Below are 20,654 nucleotides of genomic sequence, written 5' to 3'. Positions count from 1 at the left end.
CGCCCCCCGACCCGCATCAATGTCGAGGCCCCCTGGACCGTCGGTCCAGGGGGCCGGCATGTGTGCGGGGGGGGTCAGCCGCGGTCTTCCGGAGCGACGTAGTCGAAGGTCGGGCCCGCGGTCAGGCCCTCGCCGTCGGGCATCGACATCAGGCTCTGGGCCTGCCCCTTGAGCGCGTACATCGTGCCGACCGACACCCCGAGCATCGCCGGATTGCCGTTGAACGCCTGCTCCAGAAGCTGCAACAGTTTGCCGTACGCGATGTTGAACGCCTCCTGCGCCGTACGGATCGCACTGCCCTCCGGATGGTCCTCCAGCCGCGGGTTGGGCCGCATCGGGCGTACCCCGGCGGGGTCGACAGCGAGCGTCTCCCCCGTGGGCCCCGTCTCCGGTGTGTCCCCTGGCTGGTAGCGCCGGCCCTGCGCGAGCTCCTGGAAGCGGTAGTAGTGCGAGACCGCCTTGGTCTGCGGGTGGAACATGTCCATGTCCCCGTCCCACACGTCGACGCGTGCCGCGCCCTCGCCCTGCTCCACGATCTCCTCCAAGGCGGAGAGCGCCGAGGCGAGATCGGTGACCGGGTGCAGCTGCCCGCCGGTGTGTCCGAAGGGTCCTGCGGCCACCTGGCGGGCGGGATCACCGGTGAAGACCTTTTCCTCGCCCAGCTCGGCGCACAGGTGTCGCAGGCCCTTCTCGATGGCGTCGTAGAACTGACCGATCGTCATGTAGGCGTCACCCTCGGCCGGGTCGCCCGGGTGGGCCGGTTGTTCGAGGCGGAGGAACATGGTGAGCGCCTCCGGACCGAACGGCAGCAGGGACAGCTGCATGGAGGGGTCTGCGTGCGGCATGGGCCGCGGATGCGGTGACAGTATCCGCGGGGTGTCGACGCGAGGTTGCCCGCCGACCGCGTTCAGGAGGTTCGCCACCAGGGCGAGGTGGATCATCTCCTCGACGAACACGCTGCTGACCACTTCGACGGCGTGGGCGTTCCGTTCGGGGTCGAGCGAGTAGAGGGCTGTGAGGTAGGGCGGCAGCGTGGCGTGCTCCAGCTCGATGGCCCACTGCAGGTGCTCGCGCAGATCCTCCATCGTCGTGATCGAGCGGAACCGGGCCTGGCTGGTGGGGTCTTGATGATTCATGGGGGTCTCACCTGGGGTGTGTGCGTACGATTCGGCCGCGGCTGCGGACCGACCTGTGGTCGCCGGCATCGCTGCCGGCGTGGACCGCGCGGGGCGGTCGGTGTTGTGGCGCGGGGCCGGTCATGCGGCATCCGCGCGGGAGAGGCGGACGGCGGAGATGTCGAAGCTGAGCCTGACCTTGTCGCTGATGAGGACACCGCCGGTTTCGGCAGGCGTGTTCCAGCCGAGCCCCCAGTCGGAGCGGCGCACCAGGGCGGTGCCGGAGAAGCCGACACGGTGGCCTCCGCTCTCGTCCTGCGTGGCCCCATCGAAGGCGAGGTGGATGTGGAGAGGGAGTTCGACGTCCTTGATCCTGAGGTGTCCCGTCAGACGGAACTGGCCGTCTCCGCGATCGGCGAGGCCCGCGGAGCGGAAGACCATCAGCGGATAGGTGGCGGCGTCGAGGAAGTCCGGACCCGCGAGATGGGCGTCCCGGTCAGGGCTGCTGGTGTCGACACTGTCGGTCTGGATGCTCAAGTAGGCCTCGGAGCGGCTGGGTTGGAACCCGTCCAGCTTGACCAGCCCCTCGAACGCGCTGAACCGCCCGTGCACGTTCGCGATCATGGCGTGCCGGACGGAGAAACCGATGGTGCTGCGCGCCGGGTCGATGGTGTAGACACCGGTCAGCGCTGTGTACGGGACGACGGTCGGCATAAGTGGGTCCTTGCGGTCGCTGGTCACGACGATCTGTCGTTGCGAGCCGTCGCCGTGTGCCTGCCAGGTGAATGGAACGGACCGCGGCCGAGGAAGGCCGGGCGAGGCCCGCACAAGGACAGACAGGTGAGCACCCGTGCCTGTGACACTGAGCCCGCCGCCGGGACAGCGATTCGCAAGTCACAGCGTGTCGACGCGTCAACGGGTCGCCGTCACGCGCGCCGTACGGTCAGCACCGCGGGATCACCCGCGTCGGGCACCGGGGTGAAGCCGTGCTCGGCCGGCTCTGCGACGATGTCGTCCCGGGAAGCCGGCCGCATCCAGAAGGTATCGGTGTGCTCGCGCAGCGTGCAGACCGGTCTCAGGGACGGCCCAGGGGTGGACGGTGACCCGTTGCAGGCCCAGCACGGTCACACGGCCGCTTGGCGGATGCGCGGGCGAACGGGACGAAGCGAGTACATGCCCCGTCTGACAGGTCCGGCGCCTCATCTGTGACGGCATACGGGCCCTGGACCGCCAGCACGTGCCCCTGGCGCGGGATCTCCCCCTGCTCGCTCCCCTTCCCCGAACTGACGGCGAACACAGGTGACACTGTGTGCCACTATGTTAGGTGCTTCCGGCGCAGCACATGATGCTCGTCGTCCCGGCCCGCCGCGGCCGCACAGCCTCCCCGGATCCCGGCCGCGGCCCCAACCACGAGGGATGTACCGACCATGCCCGCCATCCTCATCCACGGCGTTCCCGACACCCACCGCGTGTGGGACGGCGTACGCCGACACCTGACCCGCTCCGACGTCGAGGCCTGGGACCTGCCCGGATTCGGCACCCCCCGCCCCACCGGCTTCGGCTCCAGCAAGGAGGAGTACGTGGACTGGCTCGTCGAGCGCCTCGAGCGCGTCGGCGAGCCCGTGGACCTGGTCGGTCACGACTGGGGCTGCATCCTGACCGCCCGCGTCGCCTCCGTCCGCCCCGACCTGGTGCGTACCTGGGCCGGCGGCAACGGACCCATCAGTTCCCGCTACGTCTGGCACCCGCTGGCCGAGACCTGGCAGGACCCGGTTGCCGGCGAGCGGTTCATGGCCGAACTGGACCCTGAGGCCTTCGCGAAGGACCTGGTGAACGGCTTCGACGCGCCCCAAGCACCGGTGGAGGAAATGGTCCGGCACGTCGACGGCACGATGAAGGACAGCATCCTGCGGCTGTACCGGTCCGCCGTGACCATGGGGGCGGAGTGGGAACCGGCCCTGTCGAACGTCACCGCACCCGCGCTGGTGTTCTGGGGCGAGCGGGATCCGGCCTGCCAGATCGAGTTCGGCGACGAACTCGGCGCCGCCCTGCGCGCCACCCGCGTGCTCCATCTCGACTGCAACCACTGGACGGTGCTGGAGCGGCCCGCGGAGGTGGCCACGGCTCTTGAGGCGCACTGGGCGCAGGGCACCGGACGCTGACCCGCGTCGGTCGGCGGCGAGGCACGCGGACGGCGGACCACCACGGCCACGGTCGTGAAACACGGACGTCGTCCGCGCCCTCGTCGCACTGCTCCGCGCTGCCCTCGCAGGCCCGCACGCAACCTCTGTGAGACCGGCCGGTGTCACACCCTGCGGGTTCCCACGGTCTCACCGCACAAAGACACAACAGTGTCCGGTGCGCACGAGCGGAGACGGGAATTTCATGTCGCGAGAAAACGGGTTCGTGATCGTCGGGGGCGGCCTCGCCGCGGGCAAGGCCGCCGAGGAACTCCGGCAACAGGGCTACGACGGCCCGCTCGTCCTCATCGGGGACGAGGCGGAGCGCCCCTACATCCGACCGCCACTGTCCAAGGGGTACTTGCTCGGCAAGGAAGACCGCGAGTCCATTTTCGTGCATCCCGTGAACTGGTACCGCGAGCACGACGTCGACCTGCTGACGGGAACGCGGGTGACGGCCATCGACACACACGCCCGCCAGGTCGAACTCGCCGGCGGACGCCGGATGTCGTACACCAAGCTGCTCCTGGCGACCGGATCGTCCCCTCGCCGGCTGACGGTGCCCGGGGCGGACCTGGACAACGTGCTGTACCTGCGTCGCGTGGGAGACAGCGAGCGGCTCAAGGCCGCATTCACTCCCGGGGCCCGGATCGTGGTCGTCGGCGGCGGCTGGATCGGCCTGGAGACCGCCGCGGCGGCCCGGACGGCTGGGGCACTGGTGACCGTCCTTGAGCACTCCGAGCTGCCGTTGCTGAAGGTACTCGGCCGGGAGGCGGCCGAGGTCTTCGCCGACCTGCACCGGGACCACGGGGTCGTCCTGCGGCCCCACGCCGCCGTCGAGCGCATCACCGGTGACGGCACCCGCGCCGACGGCGTCCAGCTCGCCGACGGAACCCGACTGCCCGCCGACGCCGTGGTGGTGGGCATCGGTATCACCCCCAACGTCCAACTCGCCGAGGCGGCGGGACTCAAGGTGCGCAACGGCATCGTCACCGACGAGGGTCTGCGCACCTCGGCCCAGGACGTGCACGCCGCGGGAGACGTCGCCAACGTCTACCACCCCCGGCTCGGCCGGTATCTACGGGTGGAGCACTGGGCCAACGCCCTGCACCAGCCGCGTACGGCAGCACTGGCCATGCTCGGCAAGGACGCCGCGTACAACCGGCTGCCGTACTTCTACACCGACCAGTACGACCTCGGGATGGAGTACACGGGTTACACCGAGCCCGGGGGGTACGACCGCGTCGTCTTCCGCGGAGACCCGGCCGAGCGGCGGTTCATCGCCTTCTGGCTGTCCGGGGACCGGGTCCTGGCGGGCATGAGTGTGAACGAGTGGAACGTCATCGACTCCATCCGCGCCCTCATCGAGTCCGCTGCCTCCGTGGCGGACACGGCTCTGTCCGATCCCGAGACGCCCCTCGAAGGCCTTCTGCCCTGACGAACGCCGCAAGATCACGGCGGCCCGCCGTCGCAGGGGCTGACACCGCTGCGTCCGACCGGGAACCCGTGTCACGCGATCTGTCCCTGCCCGGTCAGCAGTGCATCGGGACGACCCACCAGACGTGAGCGGACTGCCCCACTCCCGGGAGCCGCAGGGACAACGGTCGGAATCAAGGGTGGCACCACCTTGTCGGGTGCTGTGCGAAGGGGTGATGCCGGATGGACCGGGAACAGGACGAGGAGACGATGCCGATCGCGGAGCTGCTCGACGAGCGACGTCGGCTGCTCAACGTGGCCTACTGGATGCTGGGCCGGAGCCAGGACGCCGACGACGTCGTGGCGGAGACCTACCGGCGCTGGTACGGCCTGTCCGGCGACCACAGGATCGGCATCGCCGAACCGCGGTCCTGGCTGGTGACGACCGTCGGCGGCATCTGTCTGGCGCGCTTGGCGCCGACCGGCCGATCGCACCCGGCCCCGATCGGCGCGGCGGCCCCTCAGGACCTGGACGAAGAGGTGAGCCAGGCCCTTCTCGATGCACTGGACACGCTGTCACCGGCCGAGCGGGCCGCATTCGTCCTCAACGACGTGTTCGGGATGGCTCCGGGGACGGTCGCCGCCATCGTCGGACAGACGGAACAGGAGTGCGGCGAGCTCGCCGCCCGGGCCCGGCACAGCCTCCGGAACAGGTGGGCGCACCCCACGACACCCCAGCAGCACGACCGTGTGGTGCGAGCGGTCCGTCAAGCCTGCGTCGCGGAGGACCCCGCCCGCCTGACGCCCCTCCTGGCACCGGACGCCACGGTGTTCTTCGACGGAGGCGGCAAGGTGAGAACCCTGACCCGGCCCGTCCACGGCGCCCGGCGCGTGACCCGCAGCCTGCTGACCCTCCTGGCCGGGCGCCCCCGCACCACACTGCACTGCCAGTCCGTCAACGGCCGCACCGGGATCGTGGTGCGCTACGGCGACGAGGTGGCCGCGGTCATCAGCCTGGACGTTGCGGGCGACCACGTCGTCCAGATCTGGGCGGTCCTCAACCCTGACAAGCTCCGCCACTGGAACCGGGCGTCCACACAGAAGAAATGAGGACAACGCGCATGGGTCAGGACCTCGATCCGCGTGCCGTCGGTGTATCCCTGGCCGCCGAAGCGGCGCTTCTCGAGGCCCGGCTCCGCATCCTTCAAGAAGCGATCGACGACATCGGCACACGCATTCACGATCAGAGGAGCGACTGCGCCGCCTTCGCGAACAGTCCGGGCGGGAATCCGGTCGTCCGGAGGTACCGCTCACGAAAGAGTGAAAGGACAGTGGCACGCATCTCATCCGACAGGGGCCTCGCACCATCACCTTGCATCTTCCGGGTTCGGAACTCGTACGCTGTGACATACGATGCACCCACATACATCCCCGGGTCCGAGCCGAGCGGCACCGCAGCTGACTTCAGCGAGGCGCGGCACGGAGGGTTGAGGATGAGAGGAAGACATGGTGTCGGCAACTCGCGCAGCGCATGAGATTGAGGTCACTGCGGAGAGCCTCCAGGAGGACCTCGCCCGCCTGGAGATTCAAAAACGGGCGCTGGAGAGGGAACTGGCCGCTGTGGCCGCCCACCTCGACTCCGTCCAGCGCGCCCTGAGCGCCCTGACGGTTCTCATGGCTGAGCCGTCCGGCGGCCGAGCGGCCGAGCAGCCCGAACAGGCGAAAGCCGACACTCCGGTCGTCGCGCCCGCACGCACGGCGCGCAAGCAGTCCGCGCCGCGACAGGCGGAGCCCGCGCGGAAGGAGAAGCCGGCGCCCTCCGCGCGTGTGGAGGCCGACGAACCGCGCAGCTACGGCGCGCTCACCGAACAGATCCTGGAGTACTTCGCCGGCGTCGGTGACGCGGAGGTCCGCGCGCGCGACGTAGCCGCGGCGCTCGGCCGGGACACCGACTCCGGGAGCATCAACGCGGTGCGCAGCACCCTCGACCGTCTGGTCGGCACCTCCCGCGTACGCCGGGCCGGCCGCGGCCTCTACCGCGCCCAGGCCTCCTGACCGCAGCTCTCTCGGCTCCGCGCACACAAAGTCACCCGGCTGCCTCGGACGCCTGCTCGCGGGGGATCGCACAGGCGCCCGAGGCACACCCCCGCAGACGCACGGTCCACGGCTGGGCGAGCGCTCCCACACCGGCCACTGAGCAAGTCACACGGTGTCGGAGTCGCTGTGAAGAGTGTATAGCACTCCACACTGTCGATGGTTCCAGGGTCCTGCCCTCAGCGGCGTCCCTCTTCGGCAACTCGCCTACCTGAAAGGGCTGTTATGCCCTTTCCGTACAGCTCCACCACTACACACGGTGTGACGGAAGCAGTTACTCTGTCCGTGGCCATTGCAACAAACATGGCCCTATAGTCATCCGCGCATCAAAGTGTCGCCCAGGCCTTCGGCCTTCCCCCATCGAGCGGCCATGCCGCCGACGCACCTTGATGCCCATGTTTCTTCCTCTGAGGAGCATCACCTTGCACAGAAAGAAGAAGGCCCTTGGCGTGCCCATCGGCATCGCCGTGAGCGCGCTGGTCGCGGGCTCCCTGCTCACCCTGCCCGGCCACGCACTCGCCGACGGCCCGAGCGTGACCGCGAACTCTCGCCAACGGGCGCTTCTGGCCGCTGCCGAGGAGTTCGACATCCCGTCAGGCGTGCTGCTGGCCCTCTCCCACCAGGAGTCGGCGTGGGAGGGCCACGGCGCCCTGCCGAGCACCGACGGCGGTTACGGACCGATGAACCTCACGGACGTCACCCCCAGCATGCTGGCGGGCGGTGCCGCGGGCGCGGCAGGCCGCGCCGACCTCGACTCCCTCGCCGCGGACCCCGCCCTGCACACCCTGCGCCAGGCGGCCGAGCTGACCGGACTGTCCGTCAAGTCCCTGCGCGAGGACGACACCGCGAACATCCGCGGAGGTGCCGCCCTGCTCGCCTCGTACGAGCAGGAGTTGGTCGGGGCGACCCCTTCGGACCCCTCCCAGTGGTACGGGGCCGTTGCCCGGTACAGCCAGGCCAAGCAGAAGAAGGCGGCTGCCTCCTTCGCCGACCGGGTCTTCCGCACGATCCGCAGCGGCGCCTCGGCGACGACCCAGGACGGCCAGCACATACGCCTGACCGCCGAGCCTTCCGCCGATCCCGCCCGGGATCAGATCAACTCCCTGCACCTGAAGGCCTCGTCGACGGCGGACACCACCGAATGCCCCACGACCGTCGACTGCACCTTCGTCACCGGATCGCCCGTCGGCCGTCAAGTCGCCGACCGGCCGACCAACGGCATCCGCATCGATACGATCGTCATCCACGACCTGGAGTCGACCTACGACGCGGGCGTGGCGGGTCTGGCCAACCCCACGAACCGCGCCGCGACCCACTACGTGATGTCCTCGACCGGGGCGGTCACCCAGATGGTGCTCACCAAGGACATCGCCTTCCATGCGGGGAACTACTCGACCAACCTGCACTCGATCGGCATCGAGCACGAGGGGTACGCCGCGCACGGCGCCGCCTGGTATTCGGAGGCGCAATACCAGGCGACGGCGGACCTGGTGAAATACCTGGCCGCACGTTTCGGCATCCCGCTGGACCGGCAGCACATCATCGGTCATGACAACGTTGCCGGGCCCAACTCCACTCTGGTCTCCGGTATGCACTGGGACCCGGGTTACGCCTGGGACTGGAACCACTTCATGAGCCTGCTCGGCGCCCCCGGCAGTGGCGCGTCCGAGGTGCCGGAGCCCGGCTCCGTCGTGTCGATCAGCCCGTCGTTCGCGGACAACATACAGACCCTCCAGATCTGTCCCTCCGACGACCCGACCGGCCAGACGACCACCTGCACCGAGCAGCAGCACCCGACCAACTTCGTCTACCTGCACACCGCCCCGAGCGAGACAGCCCCGCTCTTCGGCGACCAGGCGATCCACGGCACCGCGCCCGGCACCGACCGGGTGAACGACTGGGGCAGCACGGCTCAGGCCGGGCAGCAGTTCGTCGTCGCGGACGTCCGGGACGACTGGACCGCGATCTGGTTCAGCGGGGCGAAGGTGTGGTTCCACAACCCCGGCGGCGTCAACACGCGTACCAGCTACGGAGTGAAGATCATCAAGCCCGCGGGCACCACTCCCGTGGCCCTCTACGGCTCCAGCTACCCCGACAAGGCCGAGTACCCGGCCGGCCTGGGCGCCTCCACGCAGGCACCGCTGAGCATGTACGCCATCCCGACCGGGCAGGCGTACGTCGCCACCCGGGAAGCGATCGCCACCGACGACTACTTCCCCTCCAACGGTGCGGTGGTCATCGGAGGCAAGAAGATGTACACCATCCAGTACAACCACCGTGTCGCCCTGGTCTACGCGAACGACGTCACCGCGACCACGGCCGTCCACCACTGGGAGAACGCCGGCAACTGACGCTGTCGTCCGGGTCGTTGACCGATCTCAAGGGGGCCCTCACGCGAAGTGCTGTCGTCCCCCACGGGGGCCCTCACCCTGCCTGTCACCCGCTCATCAACCCAGGCCGCTCGCATCGCCACCCGCAGACCGGTCACACACGCGAGGCGTCGTCGGTCAGTAGGGGCATGAGCCATTCCCTCGCATCGAAGACCAGCACCGACGAGCCGGTCACCGTCATCAAGGCTTACACCGTACCGACGGACGAAGCCGACCACTTCACCGTCGTGTACCAGGAGAACGCCCGGATCATGGCAGCCCAGCCCGGCTTCCTCCGCTCCCGCCTGCACCGGCCCCTCACCGAAGGCCCGGAGACACGCTTCGTCCACATCGCGGAGTGGACGTCGGGGACCGCACTCGACAAGGCCACCGACAATCCCGAGTGGCATGCCTCGCTACAGCGCCTGTTCGACGACCCTGACCTGCACATCACCTCAGAACCGGCGAGCTACCGCGTCGTCGTCGAACTTCTCCCCTCCTGACAACACTTCCCTCGGCACTCTGGCCTCGAGGGGATTCGTCATCCGCCGCGTGCCTCCGCGCTGGGCGTCGGCCCAGGACAGTGGAGGCGGCTTCTCGCGGACGGGGCCGCGCAACACCTCCTACCACACCCCCCTGCGCTACAGATAGGTGGAGCCCTCGCCGCCGCCCTGTGCTCCGCGACCGCGGGCCTCGAACTCATCGCTCCCGCACGGCCAGCCGGTCACGCCAGGCACCCTCGTCGCCCTCCAACTCGCCCCACCCTTACGGCATCTGCCCCATGAGCAAGATACCTGTACATGACGTCATCAATCCCTCCATACTGGAAGGCGCAACCGGCGGGCCGTCACGCCGCTGCACGGGGGATGGACGAAGTGGATGAACCTGTCCTGATCGTGGATCTCGGAACCACCTCCACCGCCGCGGCCCTCTTGCTGGACGGACAACTCGAATTACTGCAGGAACCCGCGACCGGACGGCTCCGAGATCAAACGGCTCCTGAGCCACCGGCAGACGAGTGTCATCGACGGGCGCGAGTACTCGCCCGGCGAGTTGGTCACCGCCATGCTGGCCACGTTGCACAGAGAAGCCGAGGCCGTGCACGGCGGACCGGTCCGGCACGCCGTGCTGACCGTGCAGGGGACCACGGAAACGACGACACGATCAGGGCCGGGGAGGTCGCCGGCTTCACCACCGTGGAGATGCTGCCCGAGCCCGTCGCGGCGGCCCTGCGACTTCAGCGGCGGCACGTTCGACTGCGCGCTGGTCCACGTCGGCGACAAGGACCATGAGGTGCTGGCCAGTTCGGCTCTGGAGGACTGCGGGGGCTACGACGTCGACGAACTGGTGGCCCCCCTCGGCACCGAGGCTCCTGATCCCCGAGCACACGGGCGCGACCGTAGTGCGCTCCCTGTGTAGACGGCACGCACGCGGTGGGGGCTGCCCATCGCTCGTACCGTCGCCGTCGAGGAGTTCCCGGCAGAGCGGACGCGGCTGATCCGACCCGCACGCTCCCACCTCGAATCCTCCCGCTCCACGCCCTCTGAGGTAGCCCATGCCGTTGTCGCACGATCACATCCGCACCACCGTCGATGCCTACCTCGCTCGCCACCCTGACGAGCACGAGCAGCTCGGCGCACTACTGGATGCCCTCAACCGGACCGGCGACGAGATCGCAAGCCGCTCCACGTTCACCGGACACGTCACCTGCAGCGCGATCGTCATCGACCCACTCGGCCGCATCCTGCACGTGCTGCACCTGGCGAGCGGGAAGATCCTCACCCCTGGCGGACACCTGGAGCCCACCGACCAGTCCCTGGCAGCAGCGGCGCTGCGAGAGCTGAACGAGGAGACCGGGATCCCGCCCCAGGCCGTCACGCCGTGGCCCGGCTACGAGACGGTGCCGCTCGACATCGACATCCACGACATCGACGCCGCCCCGGGCAAAGGCGAACCAGGCCACCGTCACTTCGACCTACGATTCCTCTTCCGCCTGCACACCGCGAACGAGGTGAAGGTGTCCCTGCAGGAAGAGGAGGTCGCCGGCATCGAGTGGCGGCCCGTGGACAGGGCGGCCTCCCCTTCCCTCCGCGAGAAGCTCCTCAAGCTCTCGCTCCAGGTCGAACCGGAGACGACCAACGCCTCCGCACTGATCTACAACGACCGGGGCGAGTACCTGCTCCACCTGCGCGATTACTTTCCCGGCGAGATCTGGGAGCCGGGCATGTGGTCCCTGCTGGGCGGCGGCCGAGAGTCCCAGGACGTCACCCTGGAACACACGGTGCGGCGCGAACTGGCCGAGGAAGCCGGCCTCGATATCGCCGATCTGACCCCATTCGGCACCGAGTACGCCTCCGACGACACCGGCACGGTCGTACCCATCGCCATCTACACGGGCCGCTGGAACGGCGATCCCCGTCAACTCCGCCTGACGGAAGGGGTGATGCTGGCCTGGTTCGCCCCAGACGACCTCCACCGCCTCCGTATCGCCGACACCACGAGCGACCTCGTACGGCGCCACGCAGCCGGCCGCCCGACCAGCACCGCGCCGCAGAGCGGGCTCCCCTCGCCCGAGGAGCCACGCCCGGCTTCGCCGAACGGCACCGTCCTGAATGTCATCGGCGTCCACCTCTACCTGGAGCGCCCCGACGGGACGGTGCTGCTCGGGCTGCGCCACCCCAACTCCACGTTCGCGCCCTCCACCTGGCACACCCTGGCCGGACATTGCGAGCAGGAGAACGCCATCGCCTGCCTGATCCGGGAGGCACGGGAGGAAGCGGGCCTACGCATCGAGCGCCAGGACGTCGAACTCGTCCACGTCGTCCACCACATCGACAAGGCCGGAGACCGGCCCCGCATGGGCCTGTTCTTCCGCGCCCGCGCCTGGAGCGGCGAGCCGGAGCTGCGCGAGCCGGACAAGTGCACCGAGTGGAAGTTCTGGGACCCTGCCGCGCTCCCCGACGACCTCGTCTCCTACACCCGGTTGGCCATCGGAAAGATCCAGAACGGGGAGCTGTACAGCGAGACGGGCTGGCCCGCGTGACCGGCCCGACGAACCGCGCACACCGTCGCGTGTCGGCTACGACTGCGGCCGGACGTGAGGACACCCGCCTCGTGGTGATCCGCGGCAACTCGGCGTCAGGCAAGTCAAGCGTGGCCCAGGGGCTTCGAGATCACCACGGCCGCGGTATCGCGATCGTGAGCCAGGACGTGATCCGCCGAAACGTGCTCAGGGAACACGACACCGCACGCGGCGCCAACATCGCCCTGCTGGGCAGCATCACACGCGAAGCACTGAACGCCGGCTTTCACGTGGTGCTCGAAGGGATCCTGTACGCCGACCGCTACAGCCACATGATCACGTCTCTTGTCCGTGACCACCGCGGCGTCTCCCGCTGCTACTACCTGGACGTGCCGCTCGAGGCGACGTTGATCCGGCACGCGTCGAAGGCGGACGCCGCGTACCTGGCGCAGGTCACCGACAGCCACCTCACCTCCTGGTACCGCGAGCTGGATCTCCTGCCCGGCGGTCTGGAGACCGTGATCCCCGTACACAGCACGCTGCAGGACACCATCGCGCGCATTGTGCGCGAAACCGATCTCGCTTCTGCCTCCCCCGCCCCGCCACCGCAGTGCAAGCCGTCACAGAGAGACTCGATGAACCCTCTGGTGTTGATGTCCGATCCCCGCGTCGCTGCGATCCCGGTGCGCGAGTGCCAGGAGCCGCTCGTCGACGTCCGTGACCACGGGCTCCGTGTCGATCCCCGCAGGCAGGATCCGCTGGGCGCGTTCGCCCACGTCCGCGAGGGCGTCCTGTACCGGCTGCTGCACGCCCGATCGCTCCTGCCCGCCGGCACCGACCTGCTGTTCATCGAGGGCTACCGGCCGCTTTCCCTCCAGCAGCGCTACTTCACCGAGTACCGCAACGAGCTGGCCGCCGCTCACCCCGGCTGGACAGCCGAGCAGCTGCATCACGCCGCCAGCCGGTACGTGTCACCGCCGGAGATCGCGCCTCACTCCGCGGGCGCGGCCGTGGACGTGACCCTCGTCGACCAGGACGGCCACGAACTCGACCTCGGCACCTGTGTCAATGCCTCGCCGGAGGAGAGCGGCGGCGCCTGCTTCACGCACGCTCCGAACCTCAGCGATCCCGCGCGCCGCAATCGCACGCTGCTGCTCAACGCCATGGAGGGCGCGGGTTTCAGCAACTACGGAACCGAGTTCTGGCACTTCTCACTGGCGGACCGCTACGACGCGCTGATGCGGCAGGAGCCGTACGCGCGCTACGGACCGATCGAACTGCCGTAGCGAGAGCACGACCGCTCCACGGCCGGTCGCGACCCCACGACCGCGACGGTCGGAAAGCATCGAACGGAGGCATGTATGCCCGACGACACCCAACAGGCGCTCCCTGCCGTCCCGAGCCCGTCGGCCGGAGACGAAACACGCGAGCACCACTTACACCTGCTCGGGCGGTACTACCGCCAAGTGGAAGCAGGGAGAAAGACGATCGAAGTAAGGGTGGCCACCCCGCGCAAGCGCGATATCAGCGTCGGCGACACGGTCGTCTTCCACGACCGGGAGACCGGGCGGGAGCTCGACGTCCTCGTGCAGCGGATCACCCTGTACCCCACCTTCGAGGACCTGCTCCGCTCGGAGGACACCGAGCGCATCGACCCGGACGGGCCTCCCAGCGAGCTGCTCGCCAACCTCCGCAGCATCTACCCGCCGGCCAAGGAAGCCCTCGGCGTTCTCGCCCTCGCATTCGACCACCGCCCCGCCCGGCCAGGCCGCCCCATGCCGATGACGGCCGAGGAGTACGCGCGGACAATCCCCCACCACACGGTGTACGGCTGCCTGTACATCCGCGACGAGCATGACCGGCCGGTCCAGCTCCGCTCGGTCTACGGCTCGAGACTCTGGCAGTTCCCGGGCGGCAACCTGGACGCCCCAGGCGAGGACCCGCTGCAGACCGCCCGGCGGGAGACGGTCGAGGAGACGGGACTCGAACTCGCCCTCAGCGCACCGGTTCTGCTCTTGACGCACTTCATACACGCCGGGCCCCGGCTGCCGCTCAACAAGCTGGGGCTCGTCTTCGACGGAGGACGCCTGACCACCGAGCAACTCGGCCGGATCCGGCTCGATCCCGCGGAACACGACATGTGGGCCGTCCACGACCTCGCGACCTGGCAGGAGCTGATGGCGCCGCGCGCCTTCGCCCGCCTCGACGCCGTCGAACGAGCCCGGCGCGGCGAGGGCCCCGCCTACCTGATCACGCACACCTGACCCGCCGTGGCCTGGCAGATCCTGGGTCGGCGCCAACTGACCCGTGCCCACACCCCACTCGTCCCCTACCACTCGTAGATGTCCACCGCCTCCGTCTCTTTCGCTGCTGGCGGCGTTCGGCGTGCTGGGGGGCGGAGTGGTGATGTGCGCCGAGTCAGGGCTGTTGGTCGGCTTCTTCCTGCCAGGTGACTCGCTGCTCTTCACGGCCGGTCTGCTGTGCACGGGCTCGGCGGAGCCGAGTGCGCCCCTGCGGTCGGCGTCCTGGCCAGGGCACAGTCCGGTGGAGCACTGCTGGCCCGTAGCCGCTCGCAGCGTCTGCGCCAGGGTGCGCAACGCGTCGACGAACTGCTGGAGCGATACGCGCTCGGCTCGTTCACACCCCTCGGTATCGGCGGCGATCTCACCACCGCCGCCGCCCCTCGCCGCAGCGGTGTGCGCCACGCTCGTCGGCTGGCTCGGCTGGTTCGATCCGTGAGCCGACCGCTGCCCTCGGGCGCTGGGCAACGGCGCGCTGCGGAGCCGCGGTGGGCAGGCTTACGGTGACGAGGGCCCCGCCCGAGGGTTGGTTGGCGAGGCTCACCCGCCCGCCGTGGGCCGCGGCGATCATCCCGACGATGGCGAGGCCGAGCCCGCCGGAAGCCGCTTCAGGGCGGGGGGTCGGCGGCGGCCCGGCGACCATGGCGGAGGGGAAGCCTTGGCCTTCGTCCTGTACGCACACGTGCACGACGCCGTCCACGTGTTCGGCGCCAAGGGTGATGCGGCCCGGTCCTGAGGGGCCGGAGTGGCGCAGGGCGTTGTCGAGGAGGTTGTACAGGACTTGCCGCAGCCGTACCGGATCGAGGTGGGCGGTCGCTTCGCGGCTGCTCGCGCATTCCACGGTGATCGTCGAGCCGGCGGCGGTCGCGCGGGCGCGGAACGCCTCGGCCGCGTCGGTGAGCAGCCGTGGCAGGGACACCGGTTCGCGGCGCAGCGGGAGCCGGCCCTGCCGTGTGCGGGCGAGGACGAGGAGGTCCTCGGCGAGCCCGACGAGGCGGTCGGTTTCGGCGGCGGCGGAGCGTAGGGCGGCTTCGAGTTCGCAGCGGTCGCGGGGTCGCGCCATGGCCAGTTCGAGCTCGGCCCGCAGCAGGGTCAGCGGAGTGCGCAGTTCGTGTCCTGCGGTGTCGACGAAGCGGTGCTCGCGTTCCAGCGCCTCCTGGAGGCGCGCGAGCATGGCGTTGAGGGTGTGCGCGAGACGGGCCAGTTCGTCCCCGGTCGGTGGGACGGTAAGACGCCGTCCGGGCTCGGCCTCCGAGATCGCGGCGGCCTCCCGGCGGATGCGCTCGACCGGTCGCAGGGCCGCGCCGGCGAGCAGCCAGCCCACGTACGAGGACGCCGCCAGGGCGAGCGGGCCGCCGATGAGCAGCAGGAGCAGCAGTCGGTCCAGCGCCTCCGCGCGGTCGCCGAGCGGTGCGCCGACGACGAGGACCGCGGTTTGGGCGACTGTTCCCGGCAGGCGAACGGGCAGGGCGAGCAGCCGGGCGGGGTCGTCGATGCCCACGACGTGGCGGCTGAGGAAGACCGGCTTGGTGACGGTGCGTACGGTGGTCGGCGGCAGCATGGGCGCGGTCGCGACGGCCGGGGTCGTCTCGACGACGTCGCCGCCCGGCGTGAGGATCTGGCCGAACGACTCGTCGGGGTCGATGAGTCCGCGGCCCGCGTCCAGTGGTGCCCGTTCGCGCTGGGTCAGCGAGCTGACGGTGGCCGCGGCCCGTGCGCGCAGGTCGAGGTCGACGGCGCGGGTCAGCTCGGTACCCATCCGGATGTAGAGGAAGGCACCCAGCGCGGTCAGTACCACCGCCATCGCCAGACCGAAAGCGAGCGTGAGGCGGAGCCGGACGGGGAGCCTAGCCAGCGGGCCGCGCATGATCCGCGTGCTCCCTGCGGTCGTCTCTCAGCCAGTAGCCGGCGCCCCGGGAGGTGCGCAGTGACTGTCGTCCGAAGGGACGGTCGATCTTCTGGCGCAGGTAGCCGACGTACACCTCGACGACGTTCGAGTCCGCGTCGAAGGTGAAGTCCCATACATGCTCGATGAGTTCGGCCTTGGACAGCACCTGTCCGGGCCGCCGCATCAGGCACTCCAGCAGCGCGAACTCCTTGGCCGTCAGGATGACAGGAGTTCCGTCCCGGGCCACGGAGCGGGTCGCCGGATCGAGGGTGAGATCGCCGACGGTGAGCACGGCGGGCCGTTCGCGGGCGCCCCGGCGCATCAGCGCGCGCAACCGGGACAGAAGTTCGGCCAACGCGAAGGGCTTGACGAGGTAGTCGTCCGCGCCCAGGTCCAGTCCGCGCACCCGATCCTCCACGGCGTCCCGCGCGGTCAGCAGCAGGACGGGCGCCCACCGGCCGACGGCACGGATCTGACGCAGCACGCCGAAACCGTCGGTGCCCGGCAGCATCACATCCAGGACGATCACGTCGTAGTCGGTCTCACCGGCGTACCAGAGGCCGTCCTCGCCGGTGGCGGCCACGTCGACAGCAAAGCCGTTCTCCGCCAGACAGCGCCGCACCAGCTCCGCCATGGGCGCTTCGTCCTCGACCACGAGAATCCGCATAGTGCCTCCTCGCGAGGACCTGCTTGTGTCCAGCGTAGCCGGGGGTTTCTAAGGAGACGCTGAGTCCGTCCGAGGGCCCCTTCAGGGACTCGCAGGGACCGTTTCAGGGTCCCCTTAGGCACGCGCGAGCAGGCTCGAAGCCACAGTCGACGAAGGAGTTCCGATGATCGGCAAAGGCATGGCACGCAGAGCACTGGTCCTCGCCGCCGCCGGCTGCACGGCCACGGTCGTACTGGCGGCCTGTTCGTCGAGTTCGGGGACTTCGGGCAGTCCCGGGGGTCCCATCCACCGGTCCGCGGCGGCTGCGGCGACCAGCCCCGTTCCCCGCAGCTTCTCGGCGACCGTCGACAACCCGTGGTTCCCGCTGCCGCCGGGCCGGACGCTGGTCTACAGCGGCACCAAGGACGGCGCCAAGTCCACGGAGTACCTCACCGCCACCCGCGAGACCGAGAAGATCACCGGCATCCCCTGCCGGGTCGTCGAGGACCGTCTCTACACCGACGGCACCCTTAGCGAGACCACCCGCGACTACTACGCCCAGGACGCCGCCGGGAACGTCTGGTACTTCGGCGAGGACACCGCCGAACTCGATGCCCACGGCAACATGCTCTCCACCGAGGGCACCTGGCGCGCAGGCCGTGACGGCGCCCGCCCGGGCGTCTTCCTGCCCGCCCACCCCGTACCCGGCGCCGCCGGACAGCAGGAGTATTACCCCGGTCAGGCCGAGGACCGCTTCCAGATCCTGGATCTGTCCTCCCGTGTGTCCGTCCCGTACAAGACCTTCAGCGGGGCCCTGCGCACGAAGGAATGGACGCCGCTGGAGCCGGGGGTCGTGGACAACAAGTACTACGTCAAGGGCATCGGCACGGTGAAGGAGGTCACGGTGAAAGGCGGCCCCTTCGAGGAGAACGTGCTGACCGCTGTCAGGGGCTAGTGCTCTGACCGGGAAGCTTCACCGGGTCGTCCGGCAGCGATGGCGACGGCGAGCAGTGCGAAGCCGGCCAGACCGACGCGCTCCTTTCGCAGGTCGCCGGTGGCGTGGGCGGCCTCGTAGGTCTCGGTCACGTCCGAGCGCGTCACCGTCAGGTAGACCATGGTGGCCAGGATCAGGCCGAGGAAGATCAGGCCGGTGGTGACGGTGCCCAGCGCGAGGCCGGTGGGTTCGCCCGGCGGAGTCTTAATGACTCAGTCAAGCGTGGTCTCCCACGTCGAGGAGCACCGGTCCAGAGCCGACTGACGTCGATGGTCCCCTGCGGTCGGGCTCGACTACCCTGCGCGTGTGCGTGCTGAAGAGGTCTCCCGCTGGATCACGGATCACGATGCTTCGATCAGCACGGTCGAGCTTGCTTCAGCGTTCGATGCCTACCTCTGCACCCTGCCGTGGGCGGGCCATGGCATCGACTGGCGAGGTCTGCCGTGTCGATCCCTCGGGCTTCAGGGCGTCTCAGATGATGAGGCAGTGGAGTGGGCAAGGACGACTCCTATGGGCGCCCATGATCACGTCCTGTTGATCGACTCCGCGTCCGAGCCGGGCATCATCTGTGCCTTCGACGATGCACTGCGCGACTTCGAGCTGTTGTCGAATCGTCCAGAGCTCTACATGTGCGGAGTGGATCTCTCGGGTGGGCTGCCCGAACCGGCTTTTGGGCACTTCATCGAGCGTCGCGCGTTCATGACCCTCAATGCGCGGCTGTGAGGCGCAGCCGGCGGCGGGCTCAACCTTCTGCGGGGGCAATCGCCCTCGCTGGTGGTGTGGTTGTGAAGAGCCGGTTGTCGCGGAGGAGGGCCCACAGGACATCGACTCGTCGGCGGGCGGGCGCGGTGCCGGTGAGATCCACTGCCCATCGGACTTCTCCGGCCAGTGCGAGGACCTCGCTCAGGCCGGAGAGAATGAGGGCCTCGTCGTTGCTGACCTTCCGGCTCCAGACGGTGGTTCCGGTGTTGTCGATGGCGACCCAGCAGCGGTGGGCCTTGCTGGCGTCGATGCCGACCCATTCGCACATCTCAATCAACGGCCCGGGCGTCCAGAAGAGCGGGGCGGCCACGCCACCGGAGCCACCGGGGGCAAGCGACTTTAGAGCCACACCCCACTCTTCCTGACCGCCAAACAACTTACGGAGCGACCTTCGGGGAGGCGAGCCAGTCGCCGATGTTCGCGCCCAGCGGGCGGGTCAGGAGGTAAGCGAGCCAGAAGGACAGCACCGGGTTCGCACCGAACTTCCACAGCAGCGTGATCGCGGCGATGAGGCCAAGCGGCAGCAGCACCGAGGCGCCCGGGCGTGGCAGGCCGAGCCGCACACCACCCATGGCAGCCGAGCCCGCCGCCGGACCACGACGTCTGCGCAGGTCAGAGCCGCTCAGCCCGGTGTCTCCCGCCGCACCCTAGACCTGACGTAGGCCACCGTCGAGACCACGACGATGAGCATGGCCGTGTCCTCGGCCAAGGTCCCCAAGGCGTTCGTGACGGAGTGGCCGAAGGTGATGGCGGTCGCGGAGTGGGCGATCGGGAGAGCCAAAACCATGAGGGCGAACCGCAGCAGCGAGAAGCCATGCTTCTTCTCGTCCGCATCAGCTGTCATCTCTGCCTCACTGTCTTCTCCGGCTTCTCCGGCTCGTTTGTCTGCTCTCGATTCTCCATGACTTTCTGGCCCAGCCTCGACGACCCGGTCTGCGCGGGGCACCGCCCAGGCGGCCGCGGCTACGCTCACCCCCGTGATGGAACAGTGGAAAGGCCACATAACCCGCCATCCCCTCTGGGGCGCCTTGGAGTTGACGCTCGCCTGGCATGCCGTACTCCTGCTGTTCGCCAAGGTGATCCTGCCGCCGCTGGCACCGTCGTGGTTCCCGGGCCTGGGCGCCGTCCTGGTCAACGCGGCCTGTTTCGCCGGTGTCTGGTGTGTGTTGTGGCGGTGGGGATGGCTGCGCACCTCCGGTACCGCCACCCTCGGCCGGCGGCACCGCTGGTGGCTCGCCCTGCCGATGCTGCTGATCGCCGGCTCGTACGCCCTCGCCGGCCTGGACGGCACGACGACGGTCGTGGTCAGCTCGCTGGTGTCCCTGCTGTGGGTCGGCCTCAACGAGGAGGTCTACAGCCGCGGCCTCGTGCAGCAGACCCTCCTCCCGCTCGGCCCGGTGCGCGCGGCAGCCGGCGTCGCCGTCCTCTTCGGTGCCGGGCACCTCCAGAACTACCTCTTCTTCGGCGCACCGTTGGAGGACACCCTGTGGCAGATGCTGTCCGCCGGGCTGTTCGGGTTCACCTGCGCCGGTCTGCGGTTCGCGATCGGCTCCGTCTGGCCGATGGTGGTCGTCCACGGGCTGGACGACTTCTTCCAGATCCGCTCTCCTGGCGCGGCTCCGGACTGGTGGCAGGTGTGTGTGTATGTGTTTCACGCCGTGTACGGCTGGTGGCTGTTGCGCCACTACGGCAGCCGAGAGGCCCTTGCGCCGCGAGGTGCCGCCCCCACGGACGATGACGAGCATCCCGAGGCAGCCGGGGCGCTCGATTGACCCATCGGCCGCTACGTCGCCTGCGGCTGCCGGGGGAAGCGGGCAGACAGGTCGTCCAGGGATCACCATGCGGGCCAGGCGACAGGAGGCATCGCG

The 20,654-nt window shown here is 69.3% G+C and carries 19 protein-coding genes and 2 pseudogenes; 13 read left to right on the top strand and 8 right to left on the bottom strand.

The window, feature by feature from the left end:
• Window positions 1-74: 74 nt before the first annotated feature.
• Window positions 75-1,136 carry a ferritin-like domain-containing protein gene (locus CRP56_RS41540; protein WP_097273118.1) on the bottom strand — a complete coding sequence of 354 codons (1,062 nt, stop codon included), beginning with the start codon at window positions 1,134-1,136 and terminating at the stop codon, window positions 75-77.
• A 120-nt stretch (window positions 1,137-1,256) separates the two neighbouring features.
• Entirely contained in the window at window positions 1,257-1,829 is a 573-nt protein-coding gene (locus CRP56_RS41535) for a YceI family protein (RefSeq protein WP_097273116.1), read from the bottom strand.
• Between the two features lie 713 nt (window positions 1,830-2,542).
• Between CRP56_RS41535 and CRP56_RS41530 the strand changes: the two genes are divergently transcribed.
• From CRP56_RS41530 to CRP56_RS48735, 10 genes and pseudogenes are all read left to right on the top strand, one after another.
• Window positions 2,543-3,277, top strand: coding sequence for an alpha/beta fold hydrolase (locus tag CRP56_RS41530; RefSeq protein ID WP_097273114.1), 735 nt, complete (start codon window positions 2,543-2,545; stop codon window positions 3,275-3,277).
• A gap of 223 nt (window positions 3,278-3,500) precedes the next feature.
• Window positions 3,501-4,733 (top strand): NAD(P)/FAD-dependent oxidoreductase, encoded by a 1,233-nt coding sequence (locus CRP56_RS41525; RefSeq protein ID WP_097273112.1) that lies wholly within the window; start codon window positions 3,501-3,503, stop codon window positions 4,731-4,733.
• A 221-nt stretch (window positions 4,734-4,954) separates the two neighbouring features.
• Window positions 4,955-5,821, top strand: coding sequence for a sigma factor (locus tag CRP56_RS41520; protein ID WP_097273110.1), 867 nt, complete (start codon window positions 4,955-4,957; stop codon window positions 5,819-5,821).
• A 396-nt stretch (window positions 5,822-6,217) separates the two neighbouring features.
• Window positions 6,218-6,766, top strand: coding sequence for a hypothetical protein (locus tag CRP56_RS41515; RefSeq protein WP_097273108.1), 549 nt, complete (start codon window positions 6,218-6,220; stop codon window positions 6,764-6,766).
• A 461-nt stretch (window positions 6,767-7,227) separates the two neighbouring features.
• Window positions 7,228-9,156: an N-acetylmuramoyl-L-alanine amidase gene (locus tag CRP56_RS41510; protein ID WP_097273105.1), complete on the top strand. Its 1,929-nt coding sequence runs from the start codon at window positions 7,228-7,230 to the stop codon at window positions 9,154-9,156.
• Window positions 9,157-9,323: 167 nt separating this feature from the next.
• Complete coding sequence (locus CRP56_RS41505) at window positions 9,324-9,677, top strand: antibiotic biosynthesis monooxygenase family protein (RefSeq protein ID WP_097273103.1); 354 nt, start codon at window positions 9,324-9,326, stop codon at window positions 9,675-9,677.
• Between the two features lie 1,052 nt (window positions 9,678-10,729).
• Complete coding sequence (locus tag CRP56_RS41500) at window positions 10,730-12,217, top strand: NUDIX domain-containing protein (RefSeq protein WP_097273101.1); 1,488 nt, start codon at window positions 10,730-10,732, stop codon at window positions 12,215-12,217.
• Between the two features lie 71 nt (window positions 12,218-12,288).
• Window positions 12,289-13,482, top strand: a complete 1,194-nt coding sequence (locus tag CRP56_RS47825) for a M15 family metallopeptidase (RefSeq protein WP_179851248.1) — start codon at window positions 12,289-12,291, stop codon at window positions 13,480-13,482.
• Window positions 13,483-13,662: 180 nt separating this feature from the next.
• Window positions 13,663-14,460 carry an NUDIX domain-containing protein gene (locus CRP56_RS41485; RefSeq protein WP_257041708.1) on the top strand — a complete coding sequence of 266 codons (798 nt, stop codon included), beginning with the start codon at window positions 13,663-13,665 and terminating at the stop codon, window positions 14,458-14,460.
• A gap of 43 nt (window positions 14,461-14,503) precedes the next feature.
• Window positions 14,504-14,820, top strand: a pseudogene (locus CRP56_RS48735) (DedA family protein); the annotation flags it as partial.
• A gap of 40 nt (window positions 14,821-14,860) precedes the next feature.
• Here CRP56_RS48735 and CRP56_RS41475 read toward each other — a convergent pair.
• Window positions 14,861-16,300 (bottom strand): HAMP domain-containing sensor histidine kinase, encoded by a 1,440-nt coding sequence (locus CRP56_RS41475; RefSeq protein ID WP_143664988.1) that lies wholly within the window; start codon window positions 16,298-16,300, stop codon window positions 14,861-14,863.
• 43 nt (window positions 16,301-16,343) lie between these two features.
• Window positions 16,344-17,051 (bottom strand): response regulator transcription factor, encoded by a 708-nt coding sequence (locus tag CRP56_RS41470; protein ID WP_097273095.1) that lies wholly within the window; start codon window positions 17,049-17,051, stop codon window positions 16,344-16,346.
• A gap of 178 nt (window positions 17,052-17,229) precedes the next feature.
• Here CRP56_RS41470 and CRP56_RS41465 point away from each other — a divergent pair, with 178 nt between their 5' ends.
• Window positions 17,230-17,985, top strand: coding sequence for a hypothetical protein (locus CRP56_RS41465; protein WP_143664987.1), 756 nt, complete (start codon window positions 17,230-17,232; stop codon window positions 17,983-17,985).
• On the opposite strand, the gene CRP56_RS48730 is transcribed toward CRP56_RS41465, so the two are convergent.
• Window positions 17,982-18,146, bottom strand: a complete 165-nt coding sequence (locus tag CRP56_RS48730) for a hypothetical protein (RefSeq protein ID WP_257041700.1) — start codon at window positions 18,144-18,146, stop codon at window positions 17,982-17,984. The genes CRP56_RS41465 and CRP56_RS48730 overlap by 4 nt on opposite strands.
• A gap of 184 nt (window positions 18,147-18,330) precedes the next feature.
• Here CRP56_RS48730 and CRP56_RS47295 point away from each other — a divergent pair, with 184 nt between their 5' ends.
• Window positions 18,331-18,747 (top strand): hypothetical protein, encoded by a 417-nt coding sequence (locus CRP56_RS47295; protein ID WP_143664986.1) that lies wholly within the window; start codon window positions 18,331-18,333, stop codon window positions 18,745-18,747.
• A 130-nt stretch (window positions 18,748-18,877) separates the two neighbouring features.
• Here the strand turns inward: CRP56_RS47295 and CRP56_RS49375 are convergent.
• The 3 genes and pseudogenes from CRP56_RS49375 to CRP56_RS41440 form a co-directional block, all read right to left on the bottom strand.
• Window positions 18,878-19,054: pseudogene (locus CRP56_RS49375) on the bottom strand (IS110 family transposase); the annotation flags it as partial.
• Between the two features lie 109 nt (window positions 19,055-19,163).
• Window positions 19,164-19,349: a hypothetical protein gene (locus CRP56_RS41445; RefSeq protein ID WP_257041699.1), complete on the bottom strand. Its 186-nt coding sequence runs from the start codon at window positions 19,347-19,349 to the stop codon at window positions 19,164-19,166.
• 59 nt (window positions 19,350-19,408) lie between these two features.
• Complete coding sequence (locus CRP56_RS41440; RefSeq protein ID WP_097273084.1) at window positions 19,409-19,630, bottom strand: hypothetical protein; 222 nt, start codon at window positions 19,628-19,630, stop codon at window positions 19,409-19,411.
• A gap of 136 nt (window positions 19,631-19,766) precedes the next feature.
• Here CRP56_RS41440 and CRP56_RS41435 point away from each other — a divergent pair, with 136 nt between their 5' ends.
• The gene (locus CRP56_RS41435) at window positions 19,767-20,558 is read left to right on the top strand and encodes a CPBP family intramembrane glutamic endopeptidase (RefSeq protein ID WP_097273082.1); all 792 of its coding nucleotides are present in this window, start codon (window positions 19,767-19,769) and stop codon (window positions 20,556-20,558) included.
• The last annotated feature ends 96 nt before the right edge of the window (window positions 20,559-20,654 follow it).

Origin of the sequence: Streptomyces sp. TLI_55, from assembly GCF_900206255.1 — a bacterium.
In the GTDB taxonomy this organism is placed as follows: domain Bacteria; phylum Actinomycetota; class Actinomycetes; order Streptomycetales; family Streptomycetaceae; genus Streptomyces; species Streptomyces aquilus.
The sequence above is the reverse complement of the archived record's forward strand: the minus strand, read 5'-3'. Positions and strand labels throughout refer to the sequence as shown.